Consider the following 17,444-nt stretch of genomic DNA (forward strand, 5'->3'; position numbering starts at 1 on the left):
AGAAATAAATCATTCGGAAGACCGCCGTTCTACAGCTCAGGGGGACCGGCAGTCGTCTGGCGCACGACAAGCTCGGGCGTCAGCAGCGTTTTGGCATCCTTTCCTATCTTGCCGCTCCCCTTCTGGATCACCTTCAGCAGCTTCTCCGCCGCCTGCACGCCCATATTGTATTCAAACTGCTTGATGTGCGTAAAAATACTGAATTCCTCGACGATCGAGGTAGGGTCATCGAAGCTCACGATCGATAAATCCTCGGGAACCTTCAGGCCTGCCTGTCTCGCCATCTGATAAATCTGCACCCCGAGCGTTCCGTTCAGGGAAATGTAAGCCGTCGCCATCCGGTTGCGGATGTACCGGTAGAGCGGATGAGTCTCCGCATCCTTCAAGCTTTCCACCCGGAAATCCGTAATGATATGAGCGGGATTAATAAGCGCCCCTTTGTTCTTCAGGGCATTCATATAGCCTTCTATCCGCTCCTGGACGGTCACCGTCTGCAGAGGGGAATCCGAGCAGATCGCGATGTCCCGATGACCCAGTTCCCACAGATGATCGACTGCGAGGGCGGTGCCCGCCCGGCCGTCCGCCGCGATATAATTCGTTTCTACCCCTGGCAAATAACGGTCGATCAGCACAAACGGGAACCCCGTAAACTTCATGGCGAGAATTTCCTCGTTGTACTGCTCCTCGTCGACCGGAAAAATAAGAAGGCCCTCGGCCCCCATTTCCTTCAAGGTTTTGATGGCTTCCTTCTCTTTCTGGATGTCGCCCTCCGATAGGAGAATGACACTGCGGTAGCCTTTCGATTCAAGCCCCTTCGAAATTCCGTCAATAAGCCGGATGGCGAAATAATCGCAAATGGAGGGCATGATCAGTCCTATGATGCCGGTAACCGGTCCGCGGTCCGCCCGCTCGGCAGACGTCTTGGCTCCGCCCGGCTGCTTGGAAGGCGTTTCGGCGCCGGTTTCCTCGGACTCTCTTCCGCTTACGAAGCTTCCGCGTCCCGGCACGCGCGTAATGATCTTCTCATTGGCAAGGCCTGACAAGGCGTTGACCACCGTGATTTTACTGACGTTAAACAGCTCCATCAGCTCCTTCTCGGTCGGAATGCGGTCGCCTTCCTTTAAGCCCCTGGAGTTGATGAGATCCCGGATATAATCTTGAATTTTCTGGTATAACGGGGTTCTTTCGGTTGTGTTGATAAGTCATCACCAAATTTCCGTCCAAATTTATATATATAATATATCCAATTATTGCCCAATGCAACCCGCCCCTCTGTACGCGTAGGAAAAGAGGGGGAGCACCCCGGCTTAAAGACTTATGACTCTTGCCTCATTTGTTTCAAAATGAAGGGGCTTTTTTGACAACCTTTGTCGAATGACTTGAAATTAATATATACAATATATTAAATATTACTTGTTGGATGCTGTCTCTCGCTTATCGCCTTTTTTTGGAAAGATCAGTTCGGAAAGGTCAGGAGGTGAAGCGATCCCCGCAAGGCAGGTGTTTTTGGCTACCCATACCCTAATAAGACGAGGTGTTCCGAAGCATGATCCGTAAGCTTACCGCCGTCACTCTCGCTTGTGTATGCACACTCTCCCTCTCCTGGTCCGCATTCGCCGATTCCGGCGCTTCCGGCGAGCCGTCCTCCTCACGGCCGGGAGCAGGCTCTATTACATGGCCCGCCCAGCAGCAGCTCCCCACGTTCTCCAAAGCCAAAGAGCTGGAGGTGGCGGATATCTATGACGCGCCAGGGGATATCAAGCTTCTACTCTCCACCCTCCAAGGTCTCGTTAACCGTCAAGAGCCCCGCCTCTACTTGCTGGAAAATAAAGAAGAAGGGAAGTTTACTTGGCTGAACGATCTGGACATTCCCTACAAAGTGCGGGACAACTACTGGGATATCGTTGAGCGCTTCCGGGAGGAAGCGAAGGGCGTCATCGTCTATGACCCGGCCGTTCCCGATTCCATCAACGTCGCGACGACTCTGGCCGGCATTAAAGATGCCGTTGTCGCCAGTCCCGAGCTGGCGAAGAAGCTGGCAGCCGCCCCTTATCGCCTTCCTGTGCTTGAAGATCTGCAGGGCCGCTTCAAGAACCGGCTGGACGCGTACACATGGCAGTTCGACCATCTCTGGAGCCAGACCACCCACCGGATGCTCGTTGGCCTGAGCCCGGACACGTCCATTCGCCTGCCCTCCAGTCTTCCCCCTTCCTTCCGGATCGTTGCGGAAGAGACCAAGCAGGAGCGGGATGCCGGTAACCGCCAAGTCTATTCCCTAGACCTGTCTTCCTTCCTCGGCCAAGACTCCGTCTACCTGCGCTTCGAGGATGCTTTTCCGCAGGACGGCTGGGGAACGGCCGTTCATGAAGTGACCGTGGAAGCCGACGGACAACCCATCGCCCATTTCATTCCCGGGACGCCTGAGGAGGAGCCCTATCTCTTTGACGCCCAGAGCTCCCAGCTCTCTTCGGGAAGCGGCGGGCACCGTTTTGCCGATAACGGCCGTTACTTTGTTTACAAGTTCACCCCGCCTGCCGGAACCAAACAGCTGACCGCCAAAGTGGACATGTGGAACCAGTTCAAGGTCTGGGCAGGCAATGAGCAGCCGCCTTCCTCCGGGCAGAAGGAGCCTTATGGCTATTTAAGGGATTATGCCGTTTCCAACAAGGCGATGGTGTTCTGGCTGGACTCTAACGTTCCGGAGCAGCGGGAGCTGTTCGAGCGGATCCTCTCGTCCGTCGATCCGGGAACCCCTTACCTGGGCTGGTTCAGCAACGACGTGGAGGGAGAGTTCAACTCCGTGGAAATTACTTCCCGCCACAGCGTCTATGTGCTGGCAGCCGACTGGTTCAGCAACCTGACGGTATTTTCGGGAACGAAGGCGGATGCCGCTCCTGCGAAGCCGGTTCAAGCCCCGAAGCTGGAAAACAAAATCTATGTCACCTATACGATGAGTGAGGGAGATAACCTCCAATACAACCAGCACCGCATGCGTATTCTGTGGGACGATCCGAACCGGGGCAAGGTTCCGATCAACTGGACGTCCAGTCCCTTGCTGGACGACGCGGCTCCGGCCATTCTGGGGCATTACCGGAAGACGGCTACCGCCAACGACCTGTTGATCGCCGGTCCTTCAGGAGCGGGATACTTCTATCCCAATGCCTGGCCGGATGACACCTTCGCCGCCTACCTGAAGAAAACCTATCCGTATCTGAAGAGGACCGGCATGACCATTCCATACGTGCTCAACCGCATCGACGGCCAGAACGTTCCGCTTAGCAAAGCCAAAGCCGATGCCTACGAAGACGAGTACAAGGTACCGGGCCTTTTCCTCAGCTGGGAGGATCGGCACGGAGTCGAGCTGGCGAACGGTACGCTTCCGGTGTCGACCATTCAAGGCATCAGCACGGTGCAGGACGGGCAGCGAATTCTAGCCGACGCGAAGGCCAAGTGGGACGGAAAGTCGCCGTTGTTCGTGTCCCTCGGGGCATTGGCGTGGAGCATGACGCCTACGGATCTGATGAAGCTGACCGATTCCCTTGGTCCCGAATTTGAAGCGGTACGGGCCGATCACTACTTTACGCTCCTGCGTGAAGCTAACGGTCTCCCTCCCCGCTCCGCTTCGGAAGAAGCACGCTGATTTGCTTGTGTCTGACTTGGGAAGCGAATAAGAAGCTGATATCATGAAAAAAGCTCCGAGGGCTTTATCGCCTCGGAGCTTTTTTGGTCCCTTTTGTTTATTGAAGCTTCTCAAAAGCAAAGTTAGGTTAATCTTCTTGCAATCCGCTTCTGTTTGCGCCATTACGGCTATATGAAGCCGGATTTAAAGCTGGGTTCCGATGACGGTTAACCCGTCATAGCTGTTCGCCAGATAGAGTTCCTTCTCCCCGACCGCTATTCCAAACACATTGTTGGTCGTCGTAAAGTCCCCTACCTTGACCGGCTGGACCGGGTTATCGATCCGGTAAAGATGAAGCTTGTTGAAGTAATCGCCTACATATAGTATGTTGTCCTGCACGGCCAGCGTGCCGGGAGCCCCCGCCGTATTGAAGGAGCCGGCGATAACTGGGTTGGCAGGGTCCTCGATGTTCACGATCTGAACCCCGTTCAGCTTATCCGTCGTTCCGTCTGCGATATAAGCATACGACCCGCTAAGCACGACGAATTGCGCGTTCCCCGGGGTGTCCGCCTGCCCGACGATGACGGGATGAATCGGATCCGCCACATCGACCACCTTAAGCCCGGCGCTTCCGTTAACCACATAAGCATAGTGATCCCGGACCGTGACCGAGGTGGCGTTGCCTGTCGCTACGATGCTTTTGACGGAAGGCTTGGTTGGATCGGAAATATCGATAACCCTCAGGCCTGTCGTGCTGTCCGCAACGTAGGCATATTGGCCGCTTACGTAAACCCCTCTTGCATAGGTGGTTTGAACCTTACCCGCCAGATAAGGGCTTACCGGATTGGAGATATCGATAACAAGCAGCCCGCCCGTCTGGTCAGTCACATAGGCCAGGTTATCCTCCACGTACACCTTACCGGCACTGACCGGGGTATCCAAGGTGCTGACCACCGTTGGGGCCGCCGGATTGGAGACGTCCACCACGAGAAATCCGTTTTCCGCATCCGTTACATAGGCATAGTACGTGTTGGTGGTGACCGAGACGGCCCGTCCCGGTGTGTCGACGGATCCTTCCTTTGCCAGCTTCAAGGAGGAAGTGACCGTGATGGGGTAGCTTTCCCCGAAGGCATTGACCGCGGTAACCCGGTAGGAATAGAACTTCCCGTCCGCCGTCTGGTCCTTGTAAACATTAGAAGTCACGCAGCCATTCAGCTCCGAATAGGGCCCGGATGCCTGTTCGGCCCGGCTTAGCCGGTAGGTTACATTTGGAGCCCCCGCCGCCCAAGATACCGTTACATCGCCCTTGACATCCATGGAGGCCTTCACCTGCTGGGGAGCGGAAGGCAGGACCTGGTCTCCTTCGATCTGCAGCGTCCCGATGCTCCCTTTGTCATCGTACTCGGTTCCGTTGCCGCTGAAATCATTGTTATGAAGAACCGTGTGGTAGGCGGTGTTAGCCAAATGAACGCCGGCAATGGTATTGGTGACCCGGTTGCCCTCGACTATCATTCCCAGGACACCGGGATAGGACAAGGTAGAAGGAGTCGAAACCATAATTCCGCTTCCGTCGACGAACTTCTTGGACATGCTGGCCGTGCTGACATAGAGGGCGGCCGCATCCGTGCCGATTCCGGTCAGCCGGTTGCCGCGGAATTCACTTCCGTAGATTCCTGTTGAAGGCAGGGTGATATCGAGGCTGGTCGCCACCCCGCCGTCGCTGGCCGATCCGATCGTCACATGATTGGGCATATGGCCGTTCGGGTCGGACGCTCCGCTCACCTGGTTGTTGGCTACATAGGAGAAGTAGGAGAAATCCGCCCGGTTCTGTCCCGCACTCTGTGTCGTGGTCATCCAGATTCCTCCGGTGTTAGCCAAACAGTTGCCGAAAATCACATTATCATAGTCCTTCGTGTAGAACATGATGCCGCCCTTCTTCGTCTTGCCTTCTATCGTATTGCCGATGAGGAGATTGTGGGTGGCCACATACCGGTCCACCGTATAGACACTCGTCGCATCCGGAACGATCTGCCAAGGAGTGTCGACGGTGAGAGCGTGATTCGTATTGGAGGTGACCGTGCGCATCTGCCCCACACCGGTTCCTCCTACGATGATCACTTTCATGCCCGTAAAAGCACCCGGGGTAAACGTTTTGACGTTATCAGTCAACCCTAAGGTATCGGAGGCGCTTACCAGGCTGTAAACCATCCGCTGGGTTCCCTGCCATAGGATCCCTTCTCCGTCATTGGTCGCCGTTCCGAACTGGCCCGTTACATGATTGTTGGCCACATAGCTGTGGGTCGGGGACATCTCCATAATCCGGTGCTCCTGGGTCGTCGCATTCTGCGGAGGTTCGCAGCCGATATCCGTGCGGTTGCTGCAGCTTAGGGCAGACAGCTCGTTCCCTTCGATCCAGGCAGAGGGCCCGGCGAAGACCAGCGGTCTTTGGGAATTGAACATCGTGTTGTTCCGGACACGAATGGATTTCTCCCGCATATCGTTCTGGACCGCGCTGTGCGTCACGTTAATATCGGAGTTCTGGACGATCAGATCCGATAGAGCCACGGTCTGAATTCCATTGCCGTCCGCATTACGGATCTTCACCTCGCTTACAAAATACCCCCGGTTAACGTACTGTGGAGTATCTCCTACCTTGAGGCTGGCATCGAAGCCAAGCGCCAGAGGAGTCAGCCATCCGTTCAAACGTCTCCTCGTATCGTCGGCCGGCCGGCGCTCCTCGCTTTCGATCGTCAGGCGGGCGAAGCCAACCGCGTCACCCTTGGTATGGATGAGAGGGATCGCCTCTCCATAGTTCCAGCCCTGCTTGGTCTGGTCGGCCGGAACGCGTCCGCCGATATAGCGAAGAATGGTGTTCGTCTCCTTGTTTCCCAGAAGCACCGTTCTAGCCGGGACGGTCAATTCGGAAATCAGATAAGTCCCCGTGGCGAAATCGACGATTCCCCCGCCCATGCTTCCTGCAGCGTTCAAAGCAGCCTGAATGGCCCCCGTGTCGTCAGATAAGCCGTCACCTGCCGCCCCGAAATCCCGAACCTGAACATGCTGGCCGTGCGGAATGTCGGCTACCCACGCGGCATCTACGCCGAGCTTGTTCCGGAAGTAATTTACGTTTGAGTTGGCTGAAATGACTTGAAAGTTTTCATTCACGGGAAGAGATACCCAGCCGAATTCTCCTCCGGCTCCGTTCGTCACTTTAAGCGAATAAGATCGGCCGGGAACGGCTTGAGGCGGAACGATGAAATCCAGGGCATAGTCGGTGACCTCCGCCGGAACGGCGCTGATGGTGCTCCCGTCCACCGTGTCCACAAGCTGGACTTGAGTCGTATGTCCTTCTCCCGTTGCCGGGTTCAGGAAGTTGCGACCGAAGACCCGGACCTGCTGTCTGGGATAGGCCAGGCGCTCCGCAAGCCAGAACGGCTCCGCCTGCCCGACGAAGACAGGATCGCTGTATCCCGCTTCCGTTCGAATCCAGAGGGCATAGGTGTCCTTGGGAGCGCTCTCAGGAATCAGCGCCTGAACCATTTGGTCCTCTGCCTTTAGAGGGACAAGCTGCAGCGGCGCCTCTTCGGGCACCAGAGGGCCGGTGAGTCCGGATAACGGCTGAAGAAGCACCTGCGTGGGCTCTCCCCCGGATGAACCCGTTAAATGCCCGCCGTTTACCTCGATGACTTCTCCCGGACCTGCTTTCCAGGAAGCCCGAATGACCACCGGGGGATCTCCTGCAGCGGAAGCCCCATTAGGCTGAACCCATCCTCCGGCCAAGCAGCCCAGCAGCATGACAAACGACAAGACGAACGGGAATGCTCGGCGCTGCCTGTTACGCCGCGGCTTCCAGTCAAGGTAACGCATCCGTATCCTCTCCTTTAGGGATAATAATTTTATATGGTTCTCCCTCTCCGCCTTGTGGCTATTCTACCCTGCCAGGTAGAAACGAAGACCGGTCCTGTCCGGCCGGTCTCCTTCTATTGAAAGGGCTTACTTCTTGACCTGCTTATACATCTCGTTTGCCTCTTTCTCGAGCTGGGCACCTCCTTTATCGTTCCATTGTTTAACAAAATCATCAAAGGAAGAGACCGGTTTGTCTCCCCGGATGATGGCGGCATAGGTTTCCGTTTTGAGCTTGATCAGATCGGACCAGAACTTCCCGGACGAGGGCAAAATATCGGATTTCCCAAAGATATCGGAGACGGAGTGATTATAGAGCTTGGCCTTCTCCTTGTTGGCATTGTAGTTTCCGTTCAAATCCAGGTTCGGCTGGCCGCCCCAATACATGGTGCCGTTAGAAAGCTCGGGCATCCCTTCCGCTTGAAGCTTGTTAACATCATCATAGGGAGAGAGACGCTTCAATCCGCCGGACGGGCTTTTGGCCGGATCCTTGAAATCCCAATGCTTGCCCTTCTCCCCCCACGCCAGAGCGAGCCAAGTCTGCTCGTCATTCTGAAGCGCATCGAGGATTTCTAGAGCCTTCTGAAGCTTGGCCGGATCCTTCTCGACCTGCTTGCCGAAGGCCCAGATGTTCCCTGCCGTTCCCCATGCCCAACCTCCGGTTTGTCCCCGTGGGCCTTTGGGAAGCGGTCCGAATTCCACCTTGCCGTTCGGATCTACCTTCTTTACCGCGCTGATGACGGAGTTCGGGTCGCTCTCATCGGTAGCCGTCGCGCTGGCAGCATCCATGAACGCATACTTGCCCGCAGCAAATTTAGGAATCAAGTCTTTGCCGGTGACGAATTCCGGATCGATATAACCGTTTTTGTACCAGTCGCTCAGCACGGCCAACGCTTCCTTCGCTTCCGGCTGTACGGCTCCATTGACCACCTTTCCGTCCTTCTCCATCCATTGGGTCGGCATCACACCGAAGGCCCCAAACAAGGAATGAAACTGGTTGTAATAGGACTGCCCGTTGGAGCTCATCCCGTATACGCCGATCTTCTTCAGAGCGGCGAACGCCTGCGTCATTTCGTCGATCGTTTCGGGAATTTTGGTGATGCCCGCTTTTTGCAACAGATCGGTTCTCCAGGCCTGCTTCGTGTGAAATTGGCCGGTGTAGTAGAACGTAGGCACGCCGTAATTTTTGCCCCCGGATTGGGAGTAGAACCAGCCCTGGGGAGCTTGTTTGTCCAGATTGGCCTTCGTACGGGGGGCGTATTTCTCGATGGTCGAAAACGGAACCTCGGCCAGCAGCCCTTGAGACGCATATTTGTTCAGATCGCCCGGATCGAAGACGAACAGGACGTCCGGCACTTCCCCGGAGGTGAGCATGAGCTGCTGCTTCTTTTTGTAATCGTCGTAGGCGATGGGATAAACTTTCTTGAGCTTGATGTTGAATTTGTTCTCGAGAAAGGTTTGCCCGTAGGAATTCTCCATTATCGCACCCGGGTAGTTCATCCAATCGATCACGATAGGCTGCTGCTGCTTCCCGGAATCCGCCGGTTTTCCTTCCACCTTCGTCCCTTCGTTTGACGCACAACCGCTTACCAGAGACAAGCTTGCTGCCCCCGAGACGGCCCATAAAGCGATTTTCTTTCTTTTCATACCGTTGAATCCTCCCCTGTGAATATAGAAATTTATCAAGCTATTATGTTTGGTAAGCCCATTAGCCTTTGACGGAGCCCAGCATGATGCCTTTGACAAAATATTTCTGTGTAAACGGATAAGCAAGAAGAATGGGGAAGGAAATGATCATGATGAGCGCCGCTTTCAGATTTTCCGGCACCACCTGGGCCATGTCATTCAGCGCAAACTCCGAGCTTAGGTTAGCCGTCGTCGGATTGTTCGGATCGTTGATGATGTAATGCCTCAGGAACAGCTGAAGGACCTGCTTCTTGAGGTCGTTCATGTAAATCATCGCATCGAACCAGGCGTTCCAGTGTCCGACCGCAGCCCACAGAGCGATGACGGCCAGCACCGGCGTAGAAAGAGGCAGCACGATCCGCATAAAAACCGTCCAGTCCCCTCCCCCGTCCATCTTGGCCGATTCATCCAGCTCAACCGGAATCGCTTCGAAGAAGTTGCGCATGACAATCAGATTAAAAGCCGTCACAGCCGTGGGCAGAACGAGAGCCCACACACTATTGATCAAGCCCAGCTGCTTGATCAGCAAGTAGCTCGGGATCAGCCCCCCGCTGAACATCATGCTGAAGACGAGCAGCTTCATCCACAGGGATCGGAGTGGAAAGCTCTTCTTGGCGAGCGGATAGGCGGTCAGGGAAGTCAGCGCGACCACGCATGCCACTCCGAGTCCCGTACGAACCATCGTGTTGAGATAGGCGGTGTACAGATTCGGATTGGCGAGGACCTTACGGTACGCCGTCCAGGTCGGATCCAACGGCAGAACATGCAGCCCCAGCCGGTTAATGTCGGCCGGCTTGCTCAGGGAGATGGTCAGCACATACAGGAAGGGATATAAGGTGGCCAGTGCCAGCGCCGTGAGCAGGAGAAGATTAACCACATTAAAGAAGCGGTCTCCTTTGGATGGAATCATGCCGTCACCTCCTACCATAATCCTTGGTCTTTGTCATAGAGCTTGACCAGCCCGTTGCAGCCGACCACAAGCACCAAACCGACCAAAGAAGAGAAGATTCCGGCCGCCGCCCCAAGCTCATAATCCATAGTAAGCAGATGGCGCAGCACGTACGTGTCCAGAATGTCCGCCCGGCTGGAATTCGTCGGTGTCGTCAAGTTGTAGATCTGATCGAACCCGACGGTGAGAAAATGCCCGATGTAGAGCAGAAACATGATGATAATCGTGGGCATAAGGGATGGAATCGTGATATGGGCAATTTGCTTCCACCGCCCCGCCCCGTCGGCTACCGCGGCTTCATACAGCGTTGGGTCGATCGAGGAGAGAGCTGCGAAATAAATGATGGAGCCCCAACCGATACTCTGCCAGATTGTGCTGATCACGATAATGGGATAGAAGGAATCCGGATCGAGCATCCAATCGGCCGGTTGCAGCCCGATGAACCGAAGCATCTGATTGAAGCCGCCTTCGCTTCCCAAGAAGGAAAAGAGAATCCCTGCTAAGATAACCCAGGAGAAAAAATGCGGCAGATAGGATACCGTCTGGACGATGCGGCGGAAGGCCGCCTGCCGGACCTCATTCAAGAGAATCGCCAATACGATCGGCGCGGGGAAGGTGAACACCAGCTTAAGGGATGCGATGACCAGCGTGTTCTTGAGGGCAAGAAGAAAATCCTCGCCGGTAAACAAACGTTGAAAATGCTCCAGGCCGGCCCACGGGCTGTTCCAGATTCCATCGACGATACGGAACTGCTTGAACGCAAGGAGAATGCCGTACATCGGGACATAGCTGAATAATAGGAACAACAGGAAACCGGGAAGAAACATCAGAATCAGACCGGAGTGTTTCCTTAAGAGCTTTCGTCTCCAGCCCGATTGAGCCGCCGGCCGGCTTGCCGGATAAGGAGACCGTTTCCATTCCTTGCTTGGGAGATATAACTTTGACATGGGGGCAGCAACTCATCCTTTCCCTGGTGTGACTACAAGGCGAAGCATAGCAGATACCCGGATTCCACATCGATATTCATTTTTTTAGGGCGTAAAAAAGCCGCATGAGGAGCTAAATCCTTCACGCGGCTTGCCCATTGCTCCTAATTATTCGGCCGATGCGCGCGACCGGTATTCCCCGGGCGTGATCTCCTCGAGCTTCTTGAAGACGCGGATCAGCTGCTGGGCATTGCTGTACCCGATTTCTTCCGCAATTTGAGAGATGGTGAGCTCCGTCTGGAGCAGCATGGCCTTCACTTTCTCGATGCGGAACCGGGTCACGTATTGAATAAACGTCTCTCCGGTTTTCTCTTTGAAGACTTGGCTGATATAGGAGGTACTCACCTGAAAGTGGTCGGCCACCATGGCCAGGGAGAGGTCACGGGAATAATGCTGTTCAATAAAAGCGAAGGCATGGGAGACGATCTCATTCGTTCTGCTCTTCTTCCATTGGTCCAGGTAGCGGGAGACCGGAACGATCAGCTCGCGGTAGAACCAGTCGGACAGGTCCGAACCCTGGTCCAACGTCATCATTTCAGAATAGGGGTTGCGGTTCGGGAACACCCGGTCGAGCTCATCATACAGCTGCAGCGAACGGAGAAGCGCCACCAGCAGCTGCATGTAATAAATTTTCAGCAGGTTGAACGGCACCTGCTCATGCTGAAAATATTCTCCGAATAGGAGAAGCTCCTCCCGGATCTCCCCTTCGTCTGATGTTCGAATCCGTTCCATGATCTGCTGCTCGATTCCAGCTGGATAAGGCGGTGTCTTAGGGGCAAGCTTCGCGCCCTTCTTGTACGATACGACTTCATGCCCGGTCCGGAACCAGTGGAGCTGCAGAGCTTGAACCGCGTCATTGTACGACACATACAGATCCTCGAAGGAATCGACAGGACGCCCTACCCCAATGGTTACGGTCATTTTCAGAAAACGTTTAACTGTATCCCTTACCATTTCCGCTGCCTGGAACGCCGTTGATTCCGAACCATCCGGAAGACTCAAGATCATCACGACATGCTTATGGAGGAGAACGGTTTCCGTCGGATGGACGTCCTTCATCAGCTCTTCCACGATATTTTTTACCGCAAACTGGAAAAGTTTCTCGTCGCCGGCCCGAAAGCTTCCTCCCTCCTTGACTTCATCCATTTCAACCGCCATCACGATTAATTTAGAGGAACCGAACAGGCTTCCGATCGTGGATTCCCCGTATGAGGTTCTTCCAAGCCTTTCCCCATTACCAAGCAGCGCCGATTGCAGATAGTGGTCCCTCAGCAGAGGTAGATGCTCCTTCCACTGTCCCCTGACCTCATGCACCTCCTCCAGCAGACCCGAGATCCCGCGCTCTATACGGACGATATTATCTTTGTAGGGAGCCAAAGAAATATCCGTATGGGCTTCCGGCTCTGTTCTTCCGCTCTTCCAGAGCACCGAAGAGATGCGTTGAATCCCTTTCTGAAAGCGGTTAAAGCTGATAAAAGACATAAGGAGCGCCAGCAGGGAAAGAAGAATGGTACTGGAGATGACGATCTCCTTCAGCTGCTGGACATGGCGGGACGGCTGATCCGCGGGTATAAGCATGGCGTAGGTCCAGTTATTCTTCGACGACTTCTCGATGGTGAGGAACATCGTCTGATCCTTCAGCTTCAGCTTGGGAGACCGGTCGGAGGAATCGGCGGCTTGAACCGTTTCGACAACACGGTTGAGGTCCTGAGCGTTTACCCGGGAATAGGATCCCGCTTGGACAATGGGCTCATAGCTATCGGAAAGGACAAGCATGCCACCTGAGGTATGGAGAGGAAAGCTCTTGACCATCTCGGCAATGGACTGGGTATCAATGTTGATAACCAAAGCTCCGTGCATCTCGGTATAAAAAAGCGGAAGCAGTTTGACATAAGTAATCACGCTGCGCTCTTTGCCGGTAGAGTCCGGCACCTGCCGGGGGGCCATCCAAAAGTTCATTTTATGCTGACGTGCGGCTTCCCGTACAGCGGGCAGCCAGCTCTGGTCCGGAAACAATTGGCGCTCCCCAGCATCGGTAATGGTTTGGGAGGTGATGACGACATTTTGGGCATTATGAAACAAATAGGCGGAATGAAGGGCAGGATACGAACCGACCAAGGAGGATAAATCGCCGCGCAGGACGTTGCTTTGAGGCAGCGCCCCAAGCAGCGGTGAGGATCCGAGGTTCATGATTTCCCCCACATTCGCCTGCATGGCAAGCTGCCCGGACAGCTGTTCCGTCTGCCCTAACAGCTGGTCCACCTGATCCTTCATCTGGCCGAGAGCGAGCCGGGAGGACCGGTCGATCTCGGATTCAATGATCCGGGTGCCCATGACGTACACCGTCGAGCCGAAGCCCAAGACGGGAATGATCGACAGCAGCAGAACGGCAATGATCAGTCGTTGATTAGCCATTCGGCGAAGCCATGGTAGCCTTTTCATCATGATTTCCTTCAACTCCAGCCTCTTGTTTTCCATACGACACACGTTCTGTTACTATAGTTCTGTTACTATATCGAACCGGGTTTTCCATTACTATGATCAGTTCTTAACCCGGCGTTTGCATAGAAAAAGGAAGAAACCGCCCGTGTGGAAGAAGGCGGTTGTTCAGATTCCTTAATTTGGAATAATCTTCTCCCACTTAGCATGATTAATCTAAGCTTACAGGAAATGGATAAAGGACTCAACGACATTTTTATATTGGCTTGGAAAATCCCCGGACTATGAATCGAGGACTTTCGCCGTATATTCCGAGGACTCCGCTGAATGTGGCAGGATAAAAACGTAAAAATCCACGCAGCGCGTGGATTTCTTCCTTCTACTATTCGAGGTAATCGAAAAACTTTCTCAAAGCGTCACGAACTTGCTTCCTCGGCTCCAAGACGTCATGTCCCGCACCCTCTCATGTCCAGGGCAATCACCCGCCTGGCGTTCTCCTCCGTTCCGGAGGAAAGCTCTTCTCCTATCCAGTCATAGAGCCTTGCATTGGACAAAAGGCCATGAATACAGAGGATCGGCAGCTTATTCGTATTCTTCGACCCCCAAACTTGATAATGTGTCTGGAAGCCCTCCGGTCTGATTAGGTAAACCTTTTTCACGATGTCATCCCTTCCGCTTATTAACATCGTTAGTTATTCATTCTAATGGATTGTACCTCTCTGCCTGCCCTTCAAGTCACCTCCCGGTACCTTACCCGCCAATGAAGTTCTGCTTTCCTGTTGAATTTCGTGCGCATCCTGAAGTTTTCTTGCCATCAAAGTTACCGGATAAGGCACTAGGTGTGCTATCCTATAAGAAGCGGCTCCCCCTCTCCCCCATATGGAAAGTTTTCAACGAAGAGTATACATAAAAGGGTAAGTTAGGAAAGGAAGGACACCATGGAAAAGTTATCACCGGTCACCTTGGAGGAAATGAAATCGGAGGCCAAGCTGTTTCAATCGGTTTATCCGGAGCTCGTGGGCGAAATCATCCGCATCGAGTCATCCCGGGGACATCTGAGCGAGTTCCAAATGATGGCGGCCGTTTCACATGCCAAAAAAGGACTTGGCGTCCTTAGCTACGAGCGCAGGCAAAGCATTAATCTCATCTTCGAATCGTACAAGCAAATTTACTTGGAGCATGGCTTCGACCAGGCTCATCAATGGGCCCAAGAGGTGTTTGGCTGCGGGGATGATCTTCCTTATGCAGGCAGCCAGCTGGACCAGAAGGATAGAGAGGATCGGCTCCGGAAGCTATCCTTCTTGATTCAGGTGAAGGAATCCGAGCTCTTGGAGCTTTACCGGGAATTTTATCAATGTCAGAAGGAACAGCCCGAGTGACGGGCTGTTTTTCTTTTTTGCGGATACGAATGCTGGAATCCGGCGTAAAGCTTTTTCTTGTTGATTGCATAAATAATAAGGGGGTTAATGAAATGTTAGTTGATGTTAAGGTGATGGATGAGAACGAATTTGTAAACAAGTACCTCTAAATAATAAGTAACCTTGCTATACGATTCGAAAAAGAAGAATTTACGGATGAGAAAGAAACGGCGAAAAAGTCTGGATATAACAATGCGATTGTCTCTATCCTGAGTTGTATAAACCCGATTTATGAATTTGATACCCTACACTCATGAGGAATAGGAGCAGAACTCCCGGCTGCGCTCTCCACTATGCTATACTTAGAGGGAGTTCTGCATCCTTACGGTCGGAGGGTTCCAAATGACCCGGTATAGCAATGACGCCTTTCTGGAAAGCCCGGAATTTCCGTTTCATGCGGCTCCTTACCGCCTCGAGCCGGGTCAGCTTCTCGAGCCGCACTCGCATGAATTCATCGAATTTGTCTATATCGCCGAAGGCTCGGGGATTCATACCCACCGGAACAACCGCTATCCGATCCGGGAAGGGGATGTTTTTATCATTGAGCCCGACGCCGAGCACAGCTATCTCGTCCATTCCCCCACCGGCATGACTGTATACAACATCTTGTTTCATCATACGTTTCTGTCCCACGAATTGGAATCGCTTTCGAAGGTTACCCCGTTCGTCAATTTCTTCTTTGTCGAGCCGTTTTTACGGCCGTCCGTCCAGTTCCAATCCCACCTGACCCTCGATCCGGCCCAACGGCTGGACCTTCTGCAGCTGCTAACCCACCTGGTCAAGGAATACAACGACAAACGCATCGGCTACCGGATTCTAGTCAAAACCCGGCTCATTGAAATCCTCATCTATCTCAGCCGCTGCTACGATCTTTTGCAGCACCGCCCGATGGCCGCCATGGCTTCGGAGCATAAAATGATGGAACGCGTCTGCGAATTTATCGAGCTGCATCATGCCCGGCCGCTCTCGCTCGCGCAAGTGAGCCAGATGTGCGGAATGAGCACCTCTTCGTTCACCTCCAAGTTCAAGCAGGCCATCGGCAAAACCTTCATCGAGTACCGGAACGAGGTTCGCATCCGGGTCGCCAAGGAGCTCCTCCTCCACTCCGATGACAATCTGCTGTCCATTGCCCATGAGGTGGGATTTGACGATCTCAGCTTCTTTAACAAGCTGTTTAAGCAGCTGCTCGGCGTCTCTCCCGGCAAATACCGGCAGCTTCATAGGGACCATTAGAAGAATTCCTTGGTACGGTTACCTTTCAATAGACGCTCCCGTCTGGTAGATGGCCTTACGGAAATAGCGGCCGACTTTCTCCAGCTCATTCATGACATAAGCTATGCGGGCTTCATCCTGAAACCAGTTGTCCTTGGTCGTTCCGGTCAGGTCCACAACGGGGCTGACCTGGAAGATCGTTTCTTTTGGGAAATGAAATTGATAAGTCAACAGCGCTCTTCGAGCATGATAATTTTTACAAACCAGCACGACTTTTTTCGGATGAATCCCTTTTCGTTCCAAGGTCTCCCTTGATAACCGGGCATTGTCGAACGTATTGGCGGCTTGATCTTCTCTTAGAATGGCCTGTGCCGGAACCCCTAACTGCACTCCAAGGTCCCGCAGGAATTCCCATTCCGTCGTTTGGACTTGAGCTGTAGCCCCTCCGGATGGAAGAATATAGGGAGCGATGCCTTGATGATAGAGCTCCGCCGCTCTCTCCATTAGTTGAGGGTGACTGGCCCCTGGGATCAGAATGACATCGGAAAGGGAAACCTCTGTTTCAAAAAACATAAAGTCGCTGATACAGTCAAAAGGATAAGACATGTTCATTTTCTCACTCCCTGGAAACTAGGGTTCAGAAAAAAAGCCGCAGGTGATCAGCGTAAGCCGATTGCCCTGCGACTGTTTGCCGCGTCTTCGTGGACGCCTTACTCGTCGGCCGACGGACCGTAAAGGCCCGGCACCGGAAGATCGAGAAGCCGCAGATACACTCCGAGCTGCGCCCGATGATGGATCATATGGCTTATTCCGAAGGTACGAAGAGCAAGGGCCCGAGGCTGACGAAGGATAACATGGTCGCCGTTCCGTAAGGTCCATTCCTCCCCGAGCTGGTTCTCGTCGCTTTTAGCTAACAGCTGCTCCAGCTTGGCGCGGTTCGTATCAAATTCCTCCAGCACGTCTGCGCGTCTTTCTATAGCTTCCCGACGAAACGGCACGGTGGAAAGATCCAATTCCGGATACTGAAAAATGGCCAACTGCCAATTCAGCAGGTTGGTTAGATGTGTTGCCAACTCTCCTACTGTCATCGATTTCTCGTGAGGCTTCCAGGTCATATGCTCGTCCGGCAAGCGTTCCAGAATCCGGCGCGTGCTGGCCAGCTCCTGCTGGACATCACCCATGATCAATTGTTTCCCCATATATTCCCACTCCTCCCATCTCTGCTTAGCATA

General features: G+C 53.7%; 11 protein-coding genes. 3 read left to right on the top strand and 8 right to left on the bottom strand.

Annotated elements, in window-relative coordinates; all coding sequences use genetic code 11:
* Positions 1–29 precede the first annotated feature (29 nt).
* Positions 30–1,199 (bottom strand): GntR family transcriptional regulator, encoded by a 1,170-nt coding sequence (locus MJA45_RS14560; protein ID WP_315608026.1) that lies wholly within the window; start codon positions 1,197–1,199, stop codon positions 30–32.
* A 347-nt stretch (positions 1,200–1,546) separates the two neighbouring features.
* On the opposite strand from MJA45_RS14560, the gene MJA45_RS14565 reads away from it, so the two are divergent.
* Complete coding sequence (locus tag MJA45_RS14565) at positions 1,547–3,640, top strand: GxGYxYP domain-containing protein (RefSeq protein WP_315602642.1); 2,094 nt, start codon at positions 1,547–1,549, stop codon at positions 3,638–3,640.
* A gap of 183 nt (positions 3,641–3,823) precedes the next feature.
* Here MJA45_RS14565 and MJA45_RS14570 read toward each other — a convergent pair whose 3' ends face one another.
* From MJA45_RS14570 to MJA45_RS14590, 5 genes are all read right to left on the bottom strand, one after another.
* The gene (locus MJA45_RS14570) at positions 3,824–7,486 is read right to left on the bottom strand and encodes a glycosyl hydrolase family 28-related protein (RefSeq protein ID WP_315602643.1); all 3,663 of its coding nucleotides are present in this window, start codon (positions 7,484–7,486) and stop codon (positions 3,824–3,826) included.
* Positions 7,487–7,612: 126 nt separating this feature from the next.
* Entirely contained in the window at positions 7,613–9,169 is a 1,557-nt protein-coding gene (locus MJA45_RS14575) for an extracellular solute-binding protein (protein WP_315602644.1), read from the bottom strand.
* Between the two features lie 61 nt (positions 9,170–9,230).
* Entirely contained in the window at positions 9,231–10,118 is an 888-nt protein-coding gene (locus MJA45_RS14580) for a carbohydrate ABC transporter permease (RefSeq protein WP_315602645.1), read from the bottom strand.
* An 11-nt stretch (positions 10,119–10,129) separates the two neighbouring features.
* On the bottom strand, positions 10,130–11,104 hold the full coding sequence (locus tag MJA45_RS14585) for an ABC transporter permease (RefSeq protein WP_315602646.1): 975 nt from the start codon (positions 11,102–11,104) through the stop codon (positions 10,130–10,132).
* Between the two features lie 147 nt (positions 11,105–11,251).
* A complete protein-coding gene (locus tag MJA45_RS14590; protein WP_315602647.1) occupies positions 11,252–13,558 on the bottom strand; it encodes a helix-turn-helix domain-containing protein in 2,307 nt (768 codons plus the stop codon).
* Positions 13,559–14,520: 962 nt separating this feature from the next.
* Between MJA45_RS14590 and MJA45_RS14595 the strand changes: the two genes are divergently transcribed.
* Positions 14,521–14,961, top strand: coding sequence for a hypothetical protein (locus MJA45_RS14595; RefSeq protein WP_315602648.1), 441 nt, complete (start codon positions 14,521–14,523; stop codon positions 14,959–14,961).
* Between the two features lie 381 nt (positions 14,962–15,342).
* Entirely contained in the window at positions 15,343–16,233 is an 891-nt protein-coding gene (locus MJA45_RS14600) for a helix-turn-helix transcriptional regulator (RefSeq protein ID WP_315602649.1), read from the top strand.
* An 18-nt stretch (positions 16,234–16,251) separates the two neighbouring features.
* Here MJA45_RS14600 and MJA45_RS14605 read toward each other — a convergent pair whose 3' ends face one another.
* Positions 16,252–16,818: a YdcF family protein gene (locus MJA45_RS14605; RefSeq protein ID WP_315608027.1), complete on the bottom strand. Its 567-nt coding sequence runs from the start codon at positions 16,816–16,818 to the stop codon at positions 16,252–16,254.
* Between the two features lie 104 nt (positions 16,819–16,922).
* The gene (locus tag MJA45_RS14610; RefSeq protein WP_315602650.1) at positions 16,923–17,411 is read right to left on the bottom strand and encodes a DinB family protein; all 489 of its coding nucleotides are present in this window, start codon (positions 17,409–17,411) and stop codon (positions 16,923–16,925) included.
* Positions 17,412–17,444: the final 33 nt, after the last annotated feature.

Source organism: Paenibacillus aurantius, from assembly GCF_032268605.1.
In the GTDB taxonomy this organism is placed as follows: Bacteria; Bacillota; Bacilli; order Paenibacillales; family NBRC-103111; genus Paenibacillus_AO; species Paenibacillus_AO aurantius.